Annotated in this window: 18 protein-coding genes and 1 pseudogene; 14 read left to right on the forward strand and 5 right to left on the reverse strand. The window is 64.8% G+C overall.

The window, feature by feature from the left end:
• Positions 1–243: 243 nt before the first annotated feature.
• The 10 genes and pseudogenes from recF to XarjCFBP7645_RS06350 all read left to right on the forward strand — a co-directional run bounded on the left by recF (position 244) and on the right by XarjCFBP7645_RS06350 (position 10,352).
• A complete protein-coding gene (gene recF, locus XarjCFBP7645_RS06305) occupies positions 244–1,350 on the forward strand; it encodes a DNA replication/repair protein RecF (protein WP_104536599.1) in 1,107 nt (368 codons plus the stop codon).
• A 114-nt stretch (positions 1,351–1,464) separates the two neighbouring features.
• The gene (gene gyrB, locus XarjCFBP7645_RS06310; protein ID WP_104536600.1) at positions 1,465–3,909 is read left to right on the forward strand and encodes a DNA topoisomerase (ATP-hydrolyzing) subunit B; all 2,445 of its coding nucleotides are present in this window, start codon (positions 1,465–1,467) and stop codon (positions 3,907–3,909) included.
• A gap of 68 nt (positions 3,910–3,977) precedes the next feature.
• A complete protein-coding gene (locus XarjCFBP7645_RS06315) occupies positions 3,978–4,814 on the forward strand; it encodes a CPBP family intramembrane glutamic endopeptidase (protein ID WP_104536601.1) in 837 nt (278 codons plus the stop codon).
• Positions 4,815–4,876: 62 nt separating this feature from the next.
• A complete protein-coding gene (locus XarjCFBP7645_RS06320; RefSeq protein WP_104536602.1) occupies positions 4,877–5,683 on the forward strand; it encodes a M48 family metallopeptidase in 807 nt (268 codons plus the stop codon).
• A gap of 152 nt (positions 5,684–5,835) precedes the next feature.
• Entirely contained in the window at positions 5,836–7,032 is a 1,197-nt protein-coding gene (locus XarjCFBP7645_RS06325; protein ID WP_104536603.1) for a tetratricopeptide repeat protein, read from the forward strand.
• A 152-nt stretch (positions 7,033–7,184) separates the two neighbouring features.
• On the forward strand, positions 7,185–7,856 hold the full coding sequence (locus tag XarjCFBP7645_RS06330) for an energy transducer TonB (protein WP_039518127.1): 672 nt from the start codon (positions 7,185–7,187) through the stop codon (positions 7,854–7,856).
• An 85-nt stretch (positions 7,857–7,941) separates the two neighbouring features.
• Positions 7,942–8,703 (forward strand): TonB-system energizer ExbB, encoded by a 762-nt coding sequence (gene exbB / locus XarjCFBP7645_RS06335; protein WP_005912445.1) that lies wholly within the window; start codon positions 7,942–7,944, stop codon positions 8,701–8,703.
• A gap of 45 nt (positions 8,704–8,748) precedes the next feature.
• Positions 8,749–9,171 (forward strand): ExbD/TolR family protein, encoded by a 423-nt coding sequence (locus XarjCFBP7645_RS06340; protein ID WP_011035268.1) that lies wholly within the window; start codon positions 8,749–8,751, stop codon positions 9,169–9,171.
• A 3-nt stretch (positions 9,172–9,174) separates the two neighbouring features.
• Positions 9,175–9,585 carry an ExbD/TolR family protein gene (locus tag XarjCFBP7645_RS06345; protein ID WP_011035269.1) on the forward strand — a complete coding sequence of 137 codons (411 nt, stop codon included), beginning with the start codon at positions 9,175–9,177 and terminating at the stop codon, positions 9,583–9,585.
• A 359-nt stretch (positions 9,586–9,944) separates the two neighbouring features.
• Positions 9,945–10,352: pseudogene (locus XarjCFBP7645_RS06350) on the forward strand (ExbD/TolR family protein).
• 246 nt (positions 10,353–10,598) lie between these two features.
• Here XarjCFBP7645_RS06350 and XarjCFBP7645_RS06355 read toward each other — a convergent pair.
• The 3 genes from XarjCFBP7645_RS06355 to cls all read right to left on the reverse strand — a co-directional run bounded on the left by XarjCFBP7645_RS06355 (position 10,599) and on the right by cls (position 13,181).
• Entirely contained in the window at positions 10,599–11,366 is a 768-nt protein-coding gene (locus XarjCFBP7645_RS06355; protein WP_104536771.1) for a pyridoxine 5'-phosphate synthase, read from the reverse strand.
• A gap of 10 nt (positions 11,367–11,376) precedes the next feature.
• Positions 11,377–11,646, reverse strand: coding sequence for a hypothetical protein (locus XarjCFBP7645_RS06360; protein WP_024939143.1), 270 nt, complete (start codon positions 11,644–11,646; stop codon positions 11,377–11,379).
• A 74-nt stretch (positions 11,647–11,720) separates the two neighbouring features.
• Positions 11,721–13,181: a cardiolipin synthase gene (gene cls / locus XarjCFBP7645_RS06365; RefSeq protein WP_104536604.1), complete on the reverse strand. Its 1,461-nt coding sequence runs from the start codon at positions 13,179–13,181 to the stop codon at positions 11,721–11,723.
• Positions 13,182–13,316: 135 nt separating this feature from the next.
• On the opposite strand from cls, the gene XarjCFBP7645_RS06370 reads away from it, so the two are divergent.
• Positions 13,317–14,411 (forward strand): PA0069 family radical SAM protein, encoded by a 1,095-nt coding sequence (locus XarjCFBP7645_RS06370; protein WP_104536605.1) that lies wholly within the window; start codon positions 13,317–13,319, stop codon positions 14,409–14,411.
• Positions 14,412–14,503: 92 nt separating this feature from the next.
• Here XarjCFBP7645_RS06370 and XarjCFBP7645_RS06375 read toward each other — a convergent pair whose 3' ends face one another.
• Together XarjCFBP7645_RS06375 and XarjCFBP7645_RS06380 are read right to left on the reverse strand one after the other, a co-directional pair.
• Positions 14,504–15,208 carry a 2OG-Fe(II) oxygenase gene (locus XarjCFBP7645_RS06375; protein WP_104536772.1) on the reverse strand — a complete coding sequence of 235 codons (705 nt, stop codon included), beginning with the start codon at positions 15,206–15,208 and terminating at the stop codon, positions 14,504–14,506.
• A gap of 307 nt (positions 15,209–15,515) precedes the next feature.
• Positions 15,516–16,856 carry an outer membrane protein transport protein gene (locus XarjCFBP7645_RS06380; protein WP_104536606.1) on the reverse strand — a complete coding sequence of 447 codons (1,341 nt, stop codon included), beginning with the start codon at positions 16,854–16,856 and terminating at the stop codon, positions 15,516–15,518.
• A 218-nt stretch (positions 16,857–17,074) separates the two neighbouring features.
• Here XarjCFBP7645_RS06380 and XarjCFBP7645_RS06385 point away from each other — a divergent pair, with 218 nt between their 5' ends.
• From XarjCFBP7645_RS06385 to XarjCFBP7645_RS06395, 3 genes are all read left to right on the forward strand, one after another.
• On the forward strand, positions 17,075–17,767 hold the full coding sequence (locus XarjCFBP7645_RS06385; RefSeq protein ID WP_104536607.1) for a rhomboid family intramembrane serine protease: 693 nt from the start codon (positions 17,075–17,077) through the stop codon (positions 17,765–17,767).
• Between the two features lie 91 nt (positions 17,768–17,858).
• Positions 17,859–18,179 (forward strand): DUF1820 family protein, encoded by a 321-nt coding sequence (locus XarjCFBP7645_RS06390; protein WP_016901574.1) that lies wholly within the window; start codon positions 17,859–17,861, stop codon positions 18,177–18,179.
• Positions 18,179–19,165 (forward strand): D-2-hydroxyacid dehydrogenase family protein, encoded by a 987-nt coding sequence (locus XarjCFBP7645_RS06395; protein ID WP_104536608.1) that lies wholly within the window; start codon positions 18,179–18,181, stop codon positions 19,163–19,165. The genes XarjCFBP7645_RS06390 and XarjCFBP7645_RS06395 overlap by 1 nt, the downstream gene beginning before the upstream one ends.
• Positions 19,166–19,356 lie beyond the last annotated feature (191 nt).

The following is a 19,356-nucleotide window of genomic DNA, read 5'->3' on the forward strand; positions in this document are numbered from 1 at the left end:
AACCACCCTATGTGCTTGTTTTTAAATCTGTTTTGTACTTCGAAACCCTGTGGTTAGACCCCTGTGGAGGGGTCAATAACCTGTGGGTAAGCGGCAGAGGTTGCTCAGGTCTGCTTTTTATCCACAGGTTGTCCCCTGCCTGTCCCTTGGGTCGCTTCACGCCTGCATGGGCAGGACCCGCATCGATCACGTATCCTCCGCTCCGACCGGGATGCCGGATCACAGCGCAGAGCAGACCGATCGATGCACGTAGTGCGGTTGTCCATCCATCGACTTCGTCGTTTCGAGACCGTCGACCTCCACCCCGCCAGTTCCTTGAACCTGCTGACCGGCGATAACGGCGCGGGCAAGACCAGCGTGCTGGAAGCGTTGCATCTGATGGCCTATGGCCGCAGCTTTCGTGGCCGTGTACGTGACGGGCTGATCCAGCAAGGTGCCAGCGATCTGGAAGTCTTCGTGGAGTGGCGCGAGGGAACCGCCGCGATTGGGGAACGCACGCGGCGGGCGGGACTGCGCCACAGCGGCCAGGAATGGACCGGCCGGCTGGACGGCGAAGCTGTCGCCCAGCTGGGCGCTTTGTGTGCCGCGCTGGCTGTCGTGACCTTCGAACCTGGCAGCCATGTGTTGATCAGCGGTGGTGGTGAGCCGCGCCGGCGCTTCTTGGACTGGGGGCTGTTCCACGTGGAACCTGACTTCCTGGCGCTGTGGCGGCGATACGCGCGGGCGCTCAAACAGCGCAATGCCCTGCTCAAGCAGGGCGCACAGCCACGCATGCTGGATGCCTGGGATCATGAACTCGCCGAATCTGGCGAAACGCTGACATCGCGTCGTCTTCGCTATCTGGAGCGCCTGCAGGAGCGACTGGTTCCGGTCGCAACCGCGATCGCCCCGTCGCTCGGGCTATCCGCGCTGACGTTCGCACCGGGCTGGAAGCGCCATGAAGTGTCACTTGCCGACGCGCTGCTATTGGCACGCGAGCGTGATCGTCAGAACGGCTACACCTCGCAAGGGCCGCACCGTGCCGATTGGGCGCCTGCCTTCGATGCACTGCCGGGCAAGGATGCGCTCTCCCGGGGCCAGGCAAAGCTCACCGCCCTCGCCTGCCTGCTGGCGCAGGCGGAAGACTTCGCCCATGAGCGTGGCGAGTGGCCAGTGATCGCCCTGGACGACCTTGGCTCGGAGCTGGACCGCCACCACCAGGCACGCGTGCTGCAGCGCCTGGCGTCCGCGCCGGCGCAGGTGCTGATCACCGCAACCGAAATTCCGCCCGGCTTGGCCGAATCCGGCAAGCTGCTGCATCGGTTCCACGTGGAACACGGCACTGTGGCCGTGCTGACGCACTCCGCGTAACCGTCGGCGGCGCAGGTGGGCCGACTGGTATAATTTCCGGGCTATCCCCCTTTTCCCACGGTGCGATGCGGCTCCTGCCGCCTACGCCCGTGTTGTGGAGCTAACGGCACACGCATGACCGACGAACAGAACACCTCGCCCACCCCCAACGGCACCTACGACTCCAGCAAGATCACCGTGCTGCGTGGCCTGGAAGCCGTCCGCAAGCGCCCCGGCATGTACATCGGCGACGTCCATGACGGCACCGGCCTGCATCACATGGTGTTCGAGGTGGTCGACAACTCGGTCGACGAAGCCCTGGCCGGCCATGCCGACGACATCCTGGTCAAGATTCTGGTCGATGGCTCGGTTGCGGTCTCCGACAACGGCCGCGGCGTGCCGGTCGACATCCACAAGGAAGAAGGCGTCTCCGCAGCCGAGGTGATCCTCACCGTACTGCACGCCGGCGGCAAGTTCGACGACAACAGTTACAAGGTGTCCGGCGGCCTGCACGGTGTGGGCGTGTCGGTGGTCAATGCGCTGTCCGAACACCTGTGGCTGGACATCTGGCGCGACGGCTTCCACTACCAGCAGGAATACGCGCTGGGCGAGCCGCAGTACCCGCTCAAGCAGCTGGAAGCCTCGACCAAGCGTGGTACCACGCTGCGCTTCAAACCGGCCGTGGCGATCTTCAGTGACGTCGAGTTCCATTACGACATCCTGGCGCGCCGCCTGCGCGAGCTGTCGTTCCTCAATTCGGGCGTCAAGATCACCCTGATCGACGAGCGCGGCGACGGCCGCCGCGACGATTTCCACTACGAGGGCGGCATCCGCAGCTTCGTCGAGCATCTGGCGCAGCTCAAGTCGCCGCTGCACCCGAACGTGATCTCGGTGACCGGCGAGCACAATGGCATCGTGGTGGACGTGGCCCTGCAATGGACCGACGCCTACCAGGAAACCATGTACTGCTTCACCAACAACATCCCGCAGAAGGATGGCGGCACCCACTTGGCCGGTTTCCGCGCCGCGCTGACGCGGGTGCTCAGCAACTACATCGAGCAGAACGGCATCGCCAAGCAGGCCAAGGTCGCACTGACCGGCGACGACATGCGCGAAGGCATGATCGCGGTGCTTTCCGTGAAGGTGCCCGACCCCAGCTTCTCCTCGCAGACCAAGGAAAAGCTGGTCAGCTCGGATGTGCGTCCGGCGGTGGAAAACGCCTTCGGTGCGCGCCTGCAGGAGTTTCTGCAGGAGAATCCGAACGAAGCCAAGGCCATCACCGGCAAGATCGTCGACGCCGCCCGCGCGCGTGAAGCCGCCCGCAAGGCGCGCGACCTGACCCGCCGCAAGGGTGCGCTGGACATCGCCGGCCTGCCCGGCAAGCTGGCCGACTGCCAGGAAAAAGACCCGGCGCTGTCCGAGCTGTTCATCGTCGAGGGTGACTCGGCAGGTGGCTCGGCCAAGCAGGGCCGCAACCGCAAGAATCAGGCGGTGCTGCCGCTGCGCGGCAAGATCCTCAACGTCGAACGCGCGCGTTTTGACCGCATGCTGGCCTCCGACCAGGTCGGCACCCTGATCACCGCGCTGGGTACCGGCATCGGCCGCGACGAGTACAACCCGGACAAGCTGCGTTATCACCGTATCATCCTGATGACCGACGCCGACGTCGATGGCTCGCACATCCGGACCCTGCTGCTGACCTTCTTCTACCGGCAGATGCCGGAGCTGATCGAACGCGGCTACATCTACATCGGTCTGCCACCGCTGTACAAGCTCAAACAGGGCAAGAGCGAGCTGTATCTCAAGGACGACGCGGCGCTCAACTCTTACCTGGCCAGCAACGCGGTCGAAGGCGCGGCGTTGATCCCCGCCACTGACGAGCCGCCGATCACCGGCGAGGCGCTGGAGAAGCTGTTGATGCTGTTCACCAGCGCCAACGAGGCGATCGCGCGCAACGCACACCGCTACGACCCGGCGCTGCTCACCGCGTTGATCGACCTGCCGCCGCTGGATGTGGATAAGCTGCAGGCCGAAGGCGAGGTGCATCCCACCCTGGATGCGCTGCAGGCAGTGCTCAACCGCGGCACCCTGGGTACGCCGCGCTACCAGCTGCGTTTCGACCCGGCTACCGACAGCGCCTCGGCATCGCTGGTGGCGGTGCGCAGGCACATGGGTGAGGAATTCACCCAGGTGCTGCCGATGGGTGCGTTCGAAAGCGGCGAGCTGCGTCCGCTGCGCGACGTCTCGCTGGCTCTGCACGACCTGGTCCGTGAAGGCGCGCAGATCGTGCGTGGCAACAAGACCCATCCGATCACCACCTTCGCCCAGGCGCATGCCTGGCTGCTGGAAGAGGCCAAGCGGGGCCGCCAGGTACAGCGCTTCAAGGGCCTGGGCGAAATGAATGCCGAACAGCTGTGGGAAACCACGGTCAATCCGGACACGCGCCGCCTGTTGCAGGTGCGTATCGAAGATGCCGTGGCCGCCGATCAGATCTTCAGCACCTTGATGGGCGATGTGGTCGAGCCACGCCGCGACTTCATCGAGGACAACGCGCTAAAGGTGTCCAACCTGGACATCTGAGCCACCGTCGCCCGCCGGCGCATCGCTTTGGCGCTGCGCCGACGCCTGCGGTTTTTTTCAGGACGACGATGAGCGCAGATCCTTCCCCGAGGCCGGCACCGACGCCGGCTGCCGGCACCGCCCCGCTGCTGCCGCCATTGCTGGGCTTCGGCATCGATGTGCTGATCGCCACTGGCATGCTGCTGACGCTGAGCGTGGCCGGATTTGCGCTCTGGGGCATGTTCCGCGGCGTCGGTGCCGCGCAGGCCGCCAAAGCGCAGGGCCTGACGCTGTCCTCGAGCGAGATCATGGCCGCGATCGGCCAGCCCGGCGTGCTGGTGCAACTGCTTACCGCACTGGTCAGTACAGCATCACCGGCGCTGCTGCTGTACTACTGGCGCCGCCGAGCCAGCGCAGACGAACACCGGGCCTCGCGCGCCGCTGCAAGGCGTGCCTCCACCTGGGGCTGGACCGCGCTGATCGCGGTTGGCGTGTTCCTGCTCAGCAATCTGGTCAGCGTCGCGGCGTCCGCGCTGGGCATCAAACCGGTGCCGACCAACCTGCCGCTGATGGAAGAAGCCATCAAGCAATGGCCGCTGGCGCTGGTGGTGTTTGCCGTGGCGATCGCCCCGGCGTACGAAGAGTTGCTGTTCCGACGCGTCTTGTTCGGCCGCCTGCTCGCCGCCGGCCGGCCCTGGCTGGGCATTGCGCTGAGCAGTGCGATCTTTGCGCTGGTGCACGAAGTGCCCGGCGTCAGTGGCAACGGCCCGGCTGCCATCGCGCAACTGTGGCTGGTCTACGGCAGCATGGGTGCGGCGTTCGCATGGCTGTACTGGCGCACCGGCACGCTGTGGGCACCGATCGTGGCGCATGGCGTCAACAATGCCACCGCCCTGGCGGCGCTGTACTTTTTTGGCGTCGGCTGAGCGGATTGACGAAAAGTTAAGACGAGCCTGCCAAAATGTCCCCAGGGTTCAAGGGGGATTGGATGAAAGCCAAGCTGTTGATCGTTGTTGCCGTCTTTGCACTGGCGGCATGTGCCACCACAACTTCGCCGACCGGCCGCCGACAGGTGGTGGGAGGCGTCACGCAGGACCAGCTCGACAAACTCGGCGCCGAGTCGTTCGCGCAGACCAAGGCCAAGGAAAAAGTCAGCACCGATGGCAAGCAGAGCGCCTACGTGCAGTGCGTGGTCAACGCCTTGGTGGCGCAGCTGCCGCCGCAGTGGCGAGAAACCCGTTGGGAAACCGCGCTGTTTGTCGATGACGAAGCCAACGCCTTTGCCTTGCCCGGTGGCAAGGTCGGCGTGAACACCGGCATCTTCACCGTCGCCAAGACGCAGGATCAGCTGGCCGCCGTGCTCGGGCACGAAATCGGCCATGTGATCTCCCGCCATCACGAAGAGCGCATCACCCGCCAGCTCGGCGCGCAGACCGGCCTGGGCATCATCGGCGCGCTTGCCGGGGCGGCCTATGGCGACGGCGCGGCCAGTGCCATCAACCAGGTCGGCGGGATGACCGCCCAGACCGTGTTCCTGCTGCCGGGCTCACGCACGCAGGAGAGCGAGGCAGATGTGGTCGGCCAGCGCCTGATGGCCCAGGCCGGTTTCGACCCTGCCCAGGCGGTCACGTTATGGCAGAACATGATGGCGGCCAGCGGCAACCGCCAGCCGCAGTGGCTGTCCACTCACCCCGACCCCGCCAATCGCATCCGCGAACTCCAGGCAGACGTCGATCAACTCCAACCGGTTTACCGGCAGGCGCGACAGGACGGGCGTGTACCGCGTTGCGGCTGATATCCCAGCGCGCACGTACCGAATGTCGCAACACAGCATGGAAACCGTTTTCGGGAACTGAGACTTTCTGCTAAGTTTGCCGGCTCAGATTTTTCGTACAGCGTCTATTCCGCTTTCCGTACCGCCCGACGGCGGCTCGTCCGAGGTGAAACATGAAACTGCTCAACCGCAAGCAAGCCCTGTTGTCCCTGTTCATCGCCGCATCGCTGGGCGGGGCTGTTGTCGCCGACGCGGTCGCGCAGTCGGATCGTTCGTCCGAGCGCGCCAGCCGCAAGTCCAAGGGCAACGGCAAGGCCGAAGAGTTGTATCCGCAGTCCACCCGCGCCGCGCCGACGATCAAGCCCTCGTCCAAGCTGGGCAGCAAGCTGCAGAAGCTGATCGAAACCTTCAACAAGGGCGAAGACTTCCCGGCCGTCCGCACCCAGGCCGATGAGATCATCGCCAATGGCTCGGCCAATGAAGCCGACAAGGCGCTGGCCTCGCAGCTGGCCGCCCAGGCGGCGTACAACATGGACGACACCGCCGCTGCCAAGAAGTACCTGCAGCAGGCGATCGGCCTCAATGCGCTGGACAACAACGGCCAGTTCCAGTCGATGCTGATGCTGGCCCAGTTGCAGATGCAGGACGACCAACAGGCCGAAGGTCTGGCCACGCTGGACAAGTATCTGGAAGAGAGCAAGTCGCAGCGTCCGGAAGACCTGATCCTCAAGGGTCAGGCGCTGTACCAGGCCGAACGCTACAAGGAAGCCATTCCGGTGCTGAAGCAGGCCATCGCCGCCTCGCCCGAGCCGAAGGACACCTGGAACCAGTTGCTGATGGCGTCCTACGCCGAAGCCGGCCAGACCGGTGAAGCGGTGGCCGCCGCCGAAGCGCTTGCCGCCAAGACGCCCAACGACAAGAAGGCTCAGCTCAACCTGGCCAGCATGTATATGCAAGCCGATCAGATGGACGAGGCCGCCGCAGTGATGGACAAGCTGCGCGCTGCCGGGCAGTTGACCGAAGAAAAGGAGTACAAGCAGTTGTATTCCATCTACGCCAACACCGAGAACAAGGAAAAGGACGTCATCGCGGTCATCAATGAAGGTATGCAAAAAGGCATCCTCAAACCCGATTATCAGACATACCTTGCGCTGGCGCAGTCGTATTACTACAGCGAAGACGTGCCCAAGGCGATCGAGAATTGGCAGAAGGCCGCACCGCTTTCCAAGGACGGTGAGACCTATCTGAATCTGGCCAAGGTGCTGCATTCGGAAGGTCGCATCCCGGAGGCCAAGCAGGCCGCGCAGCAGGCAATCGCCAAGGGTGTCAAAAAACCCGATGACGCCAAGAAGATCATCAATCTGAAGTAAAAAGAAAATAAACCCCCGAAATCCCTGTGTTTTTAGTGGTTACAGGACTCGGGATTGGTATAAGCTTGGGGGTTCCTGCGGTGTCAAAGCCGTCCGAAAACCTGGGGATCATCACCGTGATCCGGGGCCCCCACTGAAAGAGCCATTGGCGCATGACGGAACAACTCGTTATCCACAGGCATGACTATGATGCCGGGAACCAGGGTCTGAGCTGGGCCCGCATTATCGGCATTGCTTTTGTAATTGCCTTGCACCTCACTGCACTGATGATGTTGCTGATCCCTGCAGTGGCGCCGAAGGCTCCGGCTGAGAAGGAGCGCACCACCATGGTCACCTTGGTGGATGCACCGCCGCCTCCCCCGCCGCCGCCGCCGCCGCCGCCGCCGGAAGACAAGCCGCCGCCGCCGGTCAAGAATCTGTCGCCGCCGAAGCCGTCACCGGTTCCGCCGCCGCCGGAAGCCCCGGTCGTCGATGTTCCCGAACCGCGTCCCAGCGATATCGTCACGCCGCCGAGCCCGCCGGCTCCGCCGCAACCGCCGAGTGACATCGGCGCCAGTGTCGATATCTCGTCCAAGAACATGAACCCGCCGAAATACCCGCCGGCTGCATTCCGTGCCGGTGTCCAAGGTGAGGTCATCCTGATCGTGGATGTGGACGCAAGCGGCAACGTGACCAACGTGTCGGTCGAAAAGTCCAGCCGCAACCGCGACCTTGACCGTGCCGCGATGGACGCAGCACGCAAGTGGAAGTTCAACGCCTCCACTGTCAACGGGCAGAAAGCCGCCGGACGTGTTCGCGTCCCGGTCAACTTTGCTCTGAACTGATCCCACGGGCCGGCCACGGTCGGCCCAGGATCCTGTCTTCCTTTCGCTCCACCCTTCATCACCACACACAACAAAGGTAAGCGTCATGCTGCAGGAATTCTTTATCGCCGCCGCTGCAGGGGGCTCCAATCCGTCGGCCGCCCTGTCGCAGATGGGCTTCGAGCACTTGATCACTGAAATGACGTCCAGCCCCGGCGATTTCGCCGTGTCCTGGGTCGTTCTGATCACCCTGATCGCCATGTCCGCTGCCTCTTGGTACTGGACCGTCATCAACATCTTCCGTGCCACCCGCCTGAAGAGCGCGGCTGACCGCGTCACCACCGCGTTCTGGGATGCCCCGAATGCACAGGACGCCATCCGTGCCATGGAAGAGCAGCCGGCTTCCGAGCCGTTCTCCAAGATCGCACTGGACGCAGCGCAGGCTGCTGCTCACCACCAGCGCGCCGAAGGCAGCACCGGTGGCCTGGGCGAGAGCCTGAGCCGCTCGGAATTCGTCGATCGCGCCCTGCGTCAGGCCGTGACCCGCGAAAGCACCAAGCTGCAGTCCGGCATGACCCTGCTGGCCACCGTCGGTGCGACCGCGCCGTTCGTCGGTCTGCTCGGTACCGTGTGGGGCATCTATGGTGCGCTGATCAAGATCGGTGCTACCGGTTCGGCCTCCATCGACGCCGTTGCCGGCCCGGTGGGTGAAGCGCTGATCATGACCGCGATCGGTCTGTTCGTCGCCATCCCGGCCGTGTTCGCGTTCAACTTCTTCTCCAAGGTCAACAGCTCGGTGATCGCCAAGTTCGACACCTTTGCCCACGACCTGCACGACTTCTTCGCCACTGGTTCGCGCGTTCGCTAATCCGTAGTAAAGAACGACTTCGCAACGATTTAGACGGAGCCCGTTATGGCCTTCAGTAGTGGAAACAGCGGTGGCCCGATGGCCGACATCAACGTGACGCCCCTCGTGGACGTGATGTTGGTGCTGCTGATCATCTTCATCATTACGGCACCGCTGATGTCCCATAAGGTCAAGGTGGAGCTGCCAGAGGCCAACCTGATCCAGAAGGAAGATGCGGAGAAACGCGCCGCGCCGATCACCCTGGCCGTCAAGGAAGACGGGTCGCTGTACTGGAACGACGAGCCGATTTCCAAGGAAGCCTTGGAATCGCGCCTGTCCACCGCCGCACAGCAGACACCGCAGCCGCCGCTCAATTTGCGTGGCGACCGCACGACCAAGATGCGTACGATCAACGAGATCACCAAGATCGCGCAGGGTCAGGGCATGTTGGACGTCGGCTTCGTCGCAACCAAAGAGAAGGGGCAGTAAGCCATGGCATTCAGTACCGGTGGAAACCGCGGCCCAATGGCCGACATCAATGTCACGCCCCTGGTGGACGTGATGTTGGTGCTGCTGATCATCTTCATCGTGACCGCGCCGATCATGACCTACCCGATCGCCGTGGATCTGCCGCAGCGGGTGCTCAACCCGCCACCGCAGACGACCGAACCGCCGCCGCCGATCGAGTTGCGGATCGACGCCAGCAACCAGGTGTTCTGGAACAACAGCCCGACCCCGGTCGCGCAGTTGCAGCAGAAGATGGAAGAAGTGGTGCAGGCCGATCCGACCAATCAGCCGGAACTGCGCATCGACGCCAATGAAGATGCGGAGTACGAAGTGATGGCCAAGGTCTTGGCTGCGGCGAAGAACTCGCAGATGAAGAAAATCGGCTTCATGCAGTAAGACATCGCAAGACCGCAACACAACAGTCATGACGCGACTGCAACGCCACCGGAAACGGTGGCGTTTTTTTATGCTCGATCAATCGGTGCTTGCTGCCGCTGTGTTCGACACGCACGGACGGGGGCCGGCTGTTTGCCAGGACGTTAATATCGGTTTCCCGGGCACCGGGCGAGTGATGCATGCAGTGACCCTCAGGTCGTCCGCGCAAGCAAACCGTCGGAGTTGCAGCGGCAAGTCGCAACTGTACGCGTCGGGACTCGGCCCGCCAGATAAGTCTGCTCTGCCTTGCCCTTCCCTCGATGCCGACCAGGTGTATGCTCGAGCGTGCAGCACCCACGCTCATAGCACAGGAGGCAGTCATGGCTTTCAGTACGGCAGGCAATCGTGGACCGCTGGCGGAGATCAATGTCACGCCGCTGGTGGATGTCATGTTGGTGTTGTTGATCATCTTTATCGTCACCGTGTCGATGTTGACGCGACCAAGCACGGTGGATCTGCCGCAGCACAACGACCCACCACAGCGATAGTTGGAGCCGCCTGCACCGATCGCATTGCGTGTGGATACCCGTGGTCAGGTGTTCTGGAATTCCAGCCCGGTGGCACTGCAGGAGTTGCAGCTGCGGTTGACCGAACAGATGCGCGAAACATCTGGAAATCAGCCGGAACTGCGGATTGCCGTCAGTGCCGATGCGGAGTACGCGGTGATGGCCAAGGTGTTGGATGCGGCAAAAAATGCGCAGGCTGATCGCATCAGTCTTGTGCAATAACTAATGGAGTTAATAATTCATCCGGGCAGAGAAACTCTGCCTCTATGTAGATAATGATTTTTACAGCGTTCAGTCGCTTTAAAGTAAATAAAAACGTAGCGAGCGGTCGTCAGGCGCGTATAGACGCGGGGCAGGAATGGAGCGCGCGGGAATCCAGAGGTCCATGCGACTTCGAACTCAGACCGCGCCGCAGTATCGCGGTCAGCGCCGTCGTTTTCGATACACGTGCTTATTTGATTGAGTATCTCAAACGTCAACCGATGCGCTGCGCAGTATCGTCAGATACGCACGCACGCTCGCATCCAACCCTTGATACAAAGCCTCGCCAATCAGCGCGTGGCCGATCGACACTTCAAGCACGCCGGGGACAGCGTTGAGAAAGTCGGCAAGGTTGCCTTGCGACAGATCGTGCCCGGCATTAATGCCCAGACCTGCGGCGCTGGCGCGCTGCGCTGCCCCGGCAAACAACGCGAATGCCGCCCCCGGCTGCCCGTTCGAATGCGCTTGCGCATACGGACCAGTGTACAACTCGATACGGTCTGCACCGAGCAGCGCCGCCTGAGCGATATCGGGATTACCGGCATCGACGAACAAACTGACGCGTGCACCCAGCGCCTTGAATGAGGCAATCAACGCCGCGAGTTGCGCGGGGTCCTGGGCAAAATCGAAGCCGTGGTCGGAGGTCAGTTGCCCGTCGCCGTCCGGGACCAATGTGATCTGTTCGGGGCGCGTGGCCCGGCACAACTCCAGCAGCCCCGGGTAGCCGCCGCGCGGTGGCGCGAATGGGTTGCCTTCGATATTGAATTCGACGCCGTGCTCGCGCGTCAACGCGCTCAGCGCGACCACATCGTCGGCACGGATATGCCGCTGGTCCGGACGCGGGTGCACGGTGATGCCGTGCGCACCGGCGCCAATGCAGGTGCGTGCGGCCTGCACCACATCCGGATCGGGGCCGCCGCGCGAATTGCGCAACACCGCGATCTTGTTGACGTTGACGCTGAGCTGGGTGGTCACTGCGTCGGTCTCAGGCCTGCGGCTCGCCATCGCGCGTGGCGTTGAGGGCGGCCGCCTTGCGGGCTTCGGCGATCTCGCGCAGGCGGCGCAGCTCGGCCGGGTCGATCAGGCTGCTGGTGTCGCGCTGGGTATCGCCCATGCGCGAGGCGAACCAGCCGCGCGTCCACAGCAACAGCAGCAGCAGCGCCACCAGTAGCGAGGCCACCAGCAACCACACGTGCGGCGTGCTGAAGGCCAGCACCAGCGCACCCAATGCCATAAGCAGAAACAGCCAGTGCATGACGAGCTCCCCGATCAGTGGCGGCAGTGTAGCGCCGCGCCCCACATGGTTCCACGTGGGCGCGGCGCTGCGGCTCAGAGTAGCGGTGACAGCAGCCGTGCGCAGGCTTCGGGCAGCCGCGAGCGCCACAACGGCCGGTGGCGGGCGAATCGCACTTCCTGCGCCTGCTGCAGATCGGCGTCGATCAAACCGGCCAGTTCGGCAGCCACCGCCTGGTCGCGGAACAGCATCGACAGCTCGAAATTCAGGCGAAAGCTGCGGCTGTCGAAATTGGCGCTGCCGACGATGCAGACCTCATCGTCGGCCAGCAGCGCCTTGGTGTGCAGCATGCGCGGGCCGTATTCGTAGATGCGCACGCCCGCCTCGAGCAACTCGTCGAAATACGAACGTGCCGCGTAGGTGACCAGACGCGAGTCGCTAACGCGCGGCACCAGCAGGCGCACGTCCAGGCCACCCAATGCGGCCGAAGTCAGCGCCATGCGCGCGGCCTCGCCGGGGACGAAATACGGCGTCACCAACCAGACCCGATGCCGGGCTTCGTGGATCGCAGCGACCATCAGCCGGTGGATGGACTCCCACGACGAATCCGGCCCGGAGATCAGCACCTGCGCATCGACATCGCCTTGCGCGCGGCTCGGCACGTCTTCGGGCCATAGCTGCTGGCCGTGGAAGGCGGCGCGGCCCTGCCCGGTGGCGTACAACCAGTCTTCCAGGAATACCAGCTGCAGGCTGCGCACCACGTGGCCCTGCAGGCGCACATGCAGGTCGCGATAGGCATCGCTGCGGACCTGCTCGTTTTCTTCGTCGGTGACGTTGATGCCACCGGTGAAGCCGATCCTGCCGTCGACCACGACCACCTTGCGGTGGGTACGCAGGTTCAACCACGGCCGCTTGAACGGCTTGAGCAGCTGGGATGGATGGAACCATGCAGTCTCCACCCCGGCCGCGCGCAGCGTCCGCAAGCTGCGCCGGGTCATCGCCGACGAGCCCACCGCATCCATCAGCAGGCGCACCTTGACCCCGGCGCGTGCGCGCTCCATCAGCGCATCGCAGATCGCGGTGCCGCTGTGGTCGGGCTGGAAGATGTAGTACTGCAGATGGATATGGTCGCGTGCACCGCGGATGGCCTCGATGATGGCCGCATAGGTGGCCGCGCCATCCACCAGCCAGTGCACCTCGGTGGCGCTGCTGGGAGCCAGCCCGGTGGTGGACTGGGCGATCTTGGCCAGCTCGGTGCAGTCGGCGTCCGGCGGGCAGACGCTGCTGTAGCTCTCCATGCCCGAGCGCGAGCGGCCGCGCCGCAGCCGCTGGCGTTTGACCTTCTGCGGGCCGAGCCAGTAATAGATCAGCAGGCCCAGATACGGCAAAGCGGCCAGCGACAATACCCAGCTGAGCGTAGCCACCGGCTCGCGCTTCTGCAGCACGATCCAGCCGGCGATCCATAGCAGGTACAGCACGTAGGCGGCGAGGAGAAGCGCTTCGAGGTGGGGAATGGTGGCCAGCCAGTCCCACGCGCCCTGTACGGATGCGAGCATGCGCGGATTCTACGGGCCGCAGGCACCGCTGCGGTGACCGTGCGGCCAACGCGATCGCCGCGCCGGGTCTGAAAGCTTCATCGTGGCGCGCGCCTGGTCGCATTGCCTGAGACCTGCCGGCCGTACGATGACGCGATGGCAACTGCGATCAAGGGCCGTGGTGCGACCGGCCATCTGCCCGGACGCTTCGAAACCACCACCCAACAACCGGTGGACGATGGCTGGTACGCCGACGACGGCGAGGAGTTCGCCGCGCCGGCGTTGCGTACCCAGGTCACCGAGGAAACCGCGCGCAGCATCATCAGCCGCAATCAATCGCCTGACATCGGCTTTTCGCAATCGGTCAATCCGTATCGCGGGTGCGAGCATGGTTGCAGCTACTGCTTTGCACGGCCCTCGCATGCCTATCTCAATCTGTCGCCCGGGCTGGATTTCGAGACCAAGCTGTTCGCCAAGACCAATGCGCCGGAGCTGCTGCGCCGCGAACTGTCGCGCCCGGGCTATGTGCCCAGCCCGATCGCACTGGGCATCAACACCGATGCCTACCAGCCGATCGAGCGCAAACGCGCACTGACGCGGCGCCTGATCGAGGTGCTGTGGGAGACGCAGCACCCGTTCACGCTGATCACCAAGAATGCGTTGGTCACGCGCGATCTGGACCTGCTCGCACCGCTGGCACGCGAGGGCCTGGTCAACGTGCATTTTTCGGTGACCACGCTGGACCCGCGTCTGTCGGCCAGGCTGGAACCGCGCGCGTCCGCACCGCATGCCCGCCTGCGTGCGATGCGGGCGCTGCACGAGGCCGGCGTGCCGGTCGGGGTGATGGCCGCGCCGGTGATCCCGTGGATCAACGATCACGAGCTGGAGGCGATCCTGCAGGCCGCGTCCGACGCCGGCGCACACAGTGCCGGCTACGTGTTGCTACGGCTGCCGCACGAGGTGGCGCCGCTGTTCCGCGACTGGTTGCAGACCCATCACCCGCAACGCGCCGGGCATGTGATGAGTACGATCCAGCAATTGCGCGGCGGCAAGGATTACGACAGCACCTTCGGCACACGCCTGCGCGGCCAGGGGGTCTACGCGGAGTTGCTGGCACGCCGTTTCGCCCTGGCCCACCGCCGCAGCGGTTTCGACGCACGCGACATGCCGGCATTGGACACGACCAAGTTCCGCCGCCCCGCGCCGCCGGCCAAGCCGGTGCCGCAATCGCCGCAAGGCAGTCTGTTCTAGGGGCGGGGATTGGGGATTTGGGATTGAGGATTCGTAACAGCCGACGCACTTCAGTGACCTGCCCTTACCAATCCCTAATCCCTAATCCCCAATCACGAATCCCCGCCGTACAAGGCACTCGCCGACTGGAACAGGATCCAGCTGGTGGCGATGAACTTGTCGCCGCCGACCGGGCGGTTGCCGCGGTGGGTGTGGGTGAAGGCGGTGGGGGCGATCAGCAGGCTGCCGGTGCGCGGGCGGGCCTTGCGCTGCTGGAACAGGAATTCGGTCTCGCCCTGTTCGAACTCGTCGTTGAGGTACAGCGTCCACAGCAGATGCCGGTGTAGCGTGTCGGCGCTGGCATCGCGTGGATACAGCTCGCAATGCCAGTACGGATAGCCGCCCTGGTCGGCGGTGTACCACTGCAGGTTGATCGCGCCCGGGCGCAGGCAGGTGCGGGCCAGATCGCCCAGCGCCTGGTCGCTCATCTGCGCGATGTCCTCGGCCACCAGCCGGTGCGGGCTGCCGTCGGCGGTGGTGACCTGCAGCATCAGCGGCGAGATCAGGGCTTGTGGATAGTGCCGCAGATAGGTCAGCACGCCTTCGAACACGGCTTGCTGCAGGCGGTTTTCCACCGCCGCCCAGTCAGCCACGCCGCTGATGCGGAGGTCGCGGCTGTGTTTGAGTTCGGGAAACACGCCGCCACCGATGCGGCCGGGATGCAGCTGCTGGCTGTCGCGCATGCGTTGTACGATCGCCACGCAATCCTCGCGCGAGACGGCGTTGTCGGTGATCTGGATGAAGTCGGGTTGGCTCATGCGCACGACCATAGCAATCTGCGCTGCCGCCTGCACAGCGCGCCCGGCGGCGTACGCGGCCTCGGTCGGTGCATTGCCATGAGGCATCGCCGCTGCATGCTTCAGCGCTGCGGCGCCCAGAAGACAGCGCCTCAGCATGCACCACGCGCTCGCCACGCGAGCCAGTACGCCATTGCGATGGCGCTGGGTGAACTTGCGCAGCCGCAATCGGCCGCCGGCTTGCGACGCGCGTGGCAGCGCGCGCAAGGCAGCAAAGAAAAACCCCGCCGTAGCGGGGTTTTTCGTTACACGCGTGGTGCTACGACGATCAGAACTTGTAGTTGACCGAAGCGGCCAGCACGTCGCCCTTCACCTTGTAGCTGCCCGCCAGGCGGTCGCCGGTGGCACTGCGGGTATCGCTGGTCGGGTCGCTGGTGAACAGGTGGGTGTAACCGAAGTTGTATTCGGCCTGCTGCGACGGACGCCAGCTCAGACCCAGTGAGACCCACTTGCGGCTCGCATCCGGCACGCGCACGTCGCGGTGCTCGGCGGTGGTCGGGGTCTGGTCGTACGCCAGGCCGCCACGCAGGGTCAGCGTCTCGCTCATGCGGTAGTCGGCACCGATCGAGGCGAAGGTGGTGTCGCGGTAGGAGAAGTCCAGCACGCTATCGGGCTGGTTGGAGGCGAAGTCCACGGTCACCTGGTCGAACTTGCTCCAGGCGGTGCGGGTGACGTCAGCCATGATCGACCACTGCTCGTTCACGTTGTGGGTGAAGCTGGCGGTGGCGCTGGCCGGCAGCCTGACGGTGGCGCGGCCCTTGGTGTCGACGAAGGTGCCCGGCGCGGCGGCGGCCAGAACCGCGGCAGGGCCACCCGGGACCGTGAAGTCCGCATCGCCATCGGTGATCTTGTGATCCACTTGCGAACGGTAGCTGAAACCGATGTGGGTGTTCTCGTCGATGCTGAACAAGCCGCCGAGGGTGAAGCCCACTTCAGTGCTGTCGCCCTTGATGCGCGAGTAGCCATCGGCGCTGCCCGGTGCGAAGCCCGGCACGCGGCGCGCGGCCAGCACGCTGCCGAAGTCGACCGCATTGGCCAGGTCAATATCCAGGCGCTCGGCGAACACCGAGGCACCGAAGGACACGTACGGGTTGACGTCGTAGGAGAACGCGACATTGAGGTCGATCGCCTGCAGCTCGGTCTTGGTGCCGTGGTAGCGGCCGACCCAGTTGCGGTCGTATTCGGTCTTGAAGCCGAACGGCACGGTCAGCGAGGTCCCCAGGTGCATGTTGTCGTTCTCGCCGAACGGCACATGGAAATACATCGCCGGGACCGGCGCGATCATGCCGGCGTCGCCGCCATTGCCGCCGGAGACCGGGGCGCCGTTGGCGTAGGTGGCGGTGTCGGGCTGGAACTTGGCCGAGAAGCTGATGGCGCTGACGTCGGCCTGGAACAGGCGACCGTCCAGCTGACGCATGCCGGCCGGGTTGTTGGCGATGATCGAAGCGTCGTCCGGGGCGCTGCCCGAACCTGCGAAGGCGCGGCCAAGACCTTTGGCGCTGTTTTCCTTCAGCTGGAAGGCGGCGCCGTGGGCCTGGCCAACGGCCAGTACGCCGGCAATACCGACGGCCAACAGGGTGGCGCGGCTGAGAGTGGAAGCGGTAGACATAAGGTGGTGCTCTCCGGATAAAGACTGCAGTGGTCGGTACAGCGCCCGCGCCCAGCGCCAGGTGGCTGCTGGGGCGCGCCGGAGACCCCCCCCCGACATACGACGCCGTACGCAGTATACCCACCACAATTAACCGAACAATAACGAGGCACGTTTTGATCGGCTGGACAGGTTAGGGATGGGTTCAGGAGCGTGAACCCGCTAAAGTGCCACTCTTCATGTTCGTCTCTCTGCCCTCCCGCAAGAAACCCACCCCGCGCTGGGCAGTGCCGTTGCTGTTCGCAACTGTCTGGCTGGCCTATCTGTGGTCGATCAGCCGGCCAGGCGAAGCGCGCAGTACGCTATGGCTGGACTGGGGCGCGCTGTCCAGCGGCGTGTCCAACCTGGGCGACTGGTGGGCGACGCTGCGCGACGGTAGCGTGCTGCGGCTGTTCACCGCGCTGTTCCTGCATGCCGACTGGTCGCACCTGCTCGGCAACCTGGTGTTCCTGCTGATCTTCGGGCTGCCGGCCGAGCGCATTCTCGGGCCGTGGCGCCTGCTGTTGCTGTTCCTGGTCGGCGGCGCGGCCTCCAACCTGGCGGCGATCTTCGCGATCGGCACGCCGGACCGGGTGATCATCGGTGCCTCGGGCGCGGTGTCGGCATTGATCGGCACCTATCTGGCACTGTTTCCCGGCGCCAAGCTGGGCGTGGTGCTGCCGCTGGGGGTGTTTCTGGAATTCATCCGGGTGCCGGCGCCGTTGCTGATCGGTGCCTGGGCGCTGCTGCAGGTGGTGTTCGCCTATATCGGCCCGGCCTTCGGCATGGTGGCGTGGTCGGCGCATATCGCCGGGTTCGTATTCGGCATCGTCTACGGGCTGTACGTGCGCGCGGCGATCGCGCGGCGGCTGCGCAAACGCCACGGGTTCTAGCGCGGCGCCAGTCGGGGCAAGGCGCACCGGGCGCTGTGTTGCGCCAGCCGCGCGCTGCGTCGCGGCACGGTGGCGCGCCTATAATCGCCGCATGTCCAAGCCCCTGTACAAAGTCACCTTCCTCAATCACGGCAAGGTGTACGAGCTCTACGCCCGCCAGGTCACCGGCAGCCATCTGTGGGGCTTCAACCAGATCGGCGAGCTGGTGTTCGACGTGCACGACGGGCTGGTTGTCGATCCCACCGAAGAGCGCCTGCGCGAAGAGTTCGGCAACACCAAGACGCTGCACCTGCCGATGCAGAGCATCGTGCGCATCGAGGAAGTCGAGAAAAAAGGCCAGTCGGTGATCCGCGATGCCACCACCGGCGACAAGGTGGTCACGCCGTTCCCGCTGCCGACCAAGCCGCGCTGATGCGCATCCTGGTGCCCGATGATTATCAGGGCGCCGTGCGTCACCTGCCCTGCCTGCAGCGCCTGCACGGCCACGATGTGCAGGTGCTGGGCGCGCTGGCCACCGACCCCAACGAATGGGCCGAGCGGCTGGTCGAAGCCGATGCGCTGGTGCTGATCCGCGAACGCACCCGCGTGGACGCCACGCTGCTGCGGCGATTGCCGCGACTCAGGTTGATCAGCCAGACCGGCCGGGTGGGCGCGCATGTGGATGTGGCCGCGTGCACCGAGTTCGGGGTGGCGGTGGCCGAAGGCGTCGGTTCGCCGGTGGCGCCAGCCGAACTGACCTGGGCGCTGATCCTGTCGGCCAGCCGGCGCCTGGGCGAGTACCAGCGCGCGCTGCATCAGGGCCGCTGGCAGGCGCTGGGCGATCCCGGCCTGGGGCGCGCGTTGCACGGGCGCACGCTGGGTATCTGGAGTTATGGGCGGATCGGCCAGCGCGTGGCCGGCTTCGGGCGTGCGTTCGGCATGCAGGTGCTGGTGTGGGGCGGCGAGGCCTCGTGCGCGCAGGCTGCGCGCGATGGCTTCGACGTTGCCGCCAGCCGGCAGGACCTGTTCGAACGCAGCGATGTGTTGTCGCTGCATCGGCGCCTGACCGCGCAGACCCGCCACCAGATCAGCGCGCAGGATCTGGCGTGGATGCGCCCGGATGCGTTGCTGGTCAACACCAGCCGCGCCGAGCTGATCGCGCCCGGCGCATTGCTGGCCGCGCTGGATGCGGGCCGGCCGGCGCAGGCGGCGGTGGATGTATTCGAGCGTGAGCCGGTGCTGGATCCGCGCGACCCGTTGCTGCAGCATCCGCGCGTGCTGGCGACGCCACATCTGGGCTACGTGGAACGCGACAGCTATGCGCTGTACTTCGAAGCGGCGTTCGACAACGTGCTGGCGTTTGCCGCCGGTACGCCGCGCAACCTGGTCAATCCCGAGGCGTTGGCGATTGCGCGATAGCGCGTGTTTGAAGAAGGGGTGATCGTGCGATTGGGGGGGCTTGTCGCTACCGGGGTCGCTCCTACGAACGCCTCATTGGCCAAACCCGCCGGCGCTGTGGTGGCCGGGTGATCCAGGGATGCGTGCAGGTGGCGTGGCAGTGCCGACGCGTCTCGATCGGGCCTGGCGCGCAGCGGGGGATTCACCCGCTG

It is taken from the genome of Xanthomonas arboricola, assembly GCF_002940665.1.
Classification (GTDB): domain Bacteria; phylum Pseudomonadota; class Gammaproteobacteria; order Xanthomonadales; family Xanthomonadaceae; genus Xanthomonas; species Xanthomonas arboricola_B.

Coding starts and splice junctions, on each gene's coding strand:
- XarjCFBP7645_RS06320 (WP_104536602.1), top strand. CDS start 4,877: ATGAAAGCCAAGCTGTTGATCGTTGTTGCCGTCTTTGCACTGGCGGCA.
- XarjCFBP7645_RS06345 (WP_011035269.1), top strand. CDS start 9,175: ATGGCATTCAGTACCGGTGGAAACCGCGGCCCAATGGCCGACATCAAT.
- XarjCFBP7645_RS06370 (WP_104536605.1), top strand. CDS start 13,317: ATGGCAACTGCGATCAAGGGCCGTGGTGCGACCGGCCATCTGCCCGGA.
- recF (WP_104536599.1), top strand. CDS start 244: ATGCACGTAGTGCGGTTGTCCATCCATCGACTTCGTCGTTTCGAGACC.
- XarjCFBP7645_RS06385 (WP_104536607.1), top strand. CDS start 17,075: ATGTTCGTCTCTCTGCCCTCCCGCAAGAAACCCACCCCGCGCTGGGCA.
- XarjCFBP7645_RS06340 (WP_011035268.1), top strand. CDS start 8,749: ATGGCCTTCAGTAGTGGAAACAGCGGTGGCCCGATGGCCGACATCAAC.
- cls (WP_104536604.1), bottom strand. CDS start 13,181: ATGCTCGCATCCGTACAGGGCGCGTGGGACTGGCTGGCCACCATTCCC.
- XarjCFBP7645_RS06375 (WP_104536772.1), bottom strand. CDS start 15,208: ATGAGCCAACCCGACTTCATCCAGATCACCGACAACGCCGTCTCGCGC.
- XarjCFBP7645_RS06380 (WP_104536606.1), bottom strand. CDS start 16,856: ATGTCTACCGCTTCCACTCTCAGCCGCGCCACCCTGTTGGCCGTCGGT.
- XarjCFBP7645_RS06390 (WP_016901574.1), top strand. CDS start 17,859: ATGTCCAAGCCCCTGTACAAAGTCACCTTCCTCAATCACGGCAAGGTG.
- XarjCFBP7645_RS06395 (WP_104536608.1), top strand. CDS start 18,179: ATGCGCATCCTGGTGCCCGATGATTATCAGGGCGCCGTGCGTCACCTG.
- XarjCFBP7645_RS06330 (WP_039518127.1), top strand. CDS start 7,185: ATGACGGAACAACTCGTTATCCACAGGCATGACTATGATGCCGGGAAC.
- exbB (WP_005912445.1), top strand. CDS start 7,942: ATGCTGCAGGAATTCTTTATCGCCGCCGCTGCAGGGGGCTCCAATCCG.
- XarjCFBP7645_RS06315 (WP_104536601.1), top strand. CDS start 3,978: ATGAGCGCAGATCCTTCCCCGAGGCCGGCACCGACGCCGGCTGCCGGC.
- XarjCFBP7645_RS06325 (WP_104536603.1), top strand. CDS start 5,836: ATGAAACTGCTCAACCGCAAGCAAGCCCTGTTGTCCCTGTTCATCGCC.
- gyrB (WP_104536600.1), top strand. CDS start 1,465: ATGACCGACGAACAGAACACCTCGCCCACCCCCAACGGCACCTACGAC.
- XarjCFBP7645_RS06360 (WP_024939143.1), bottom strand. CDS start 11,646: ATGCACTGGCTGTTTCTGCTTATGGCATTGGGTGCGCTGGTGCTGGCC.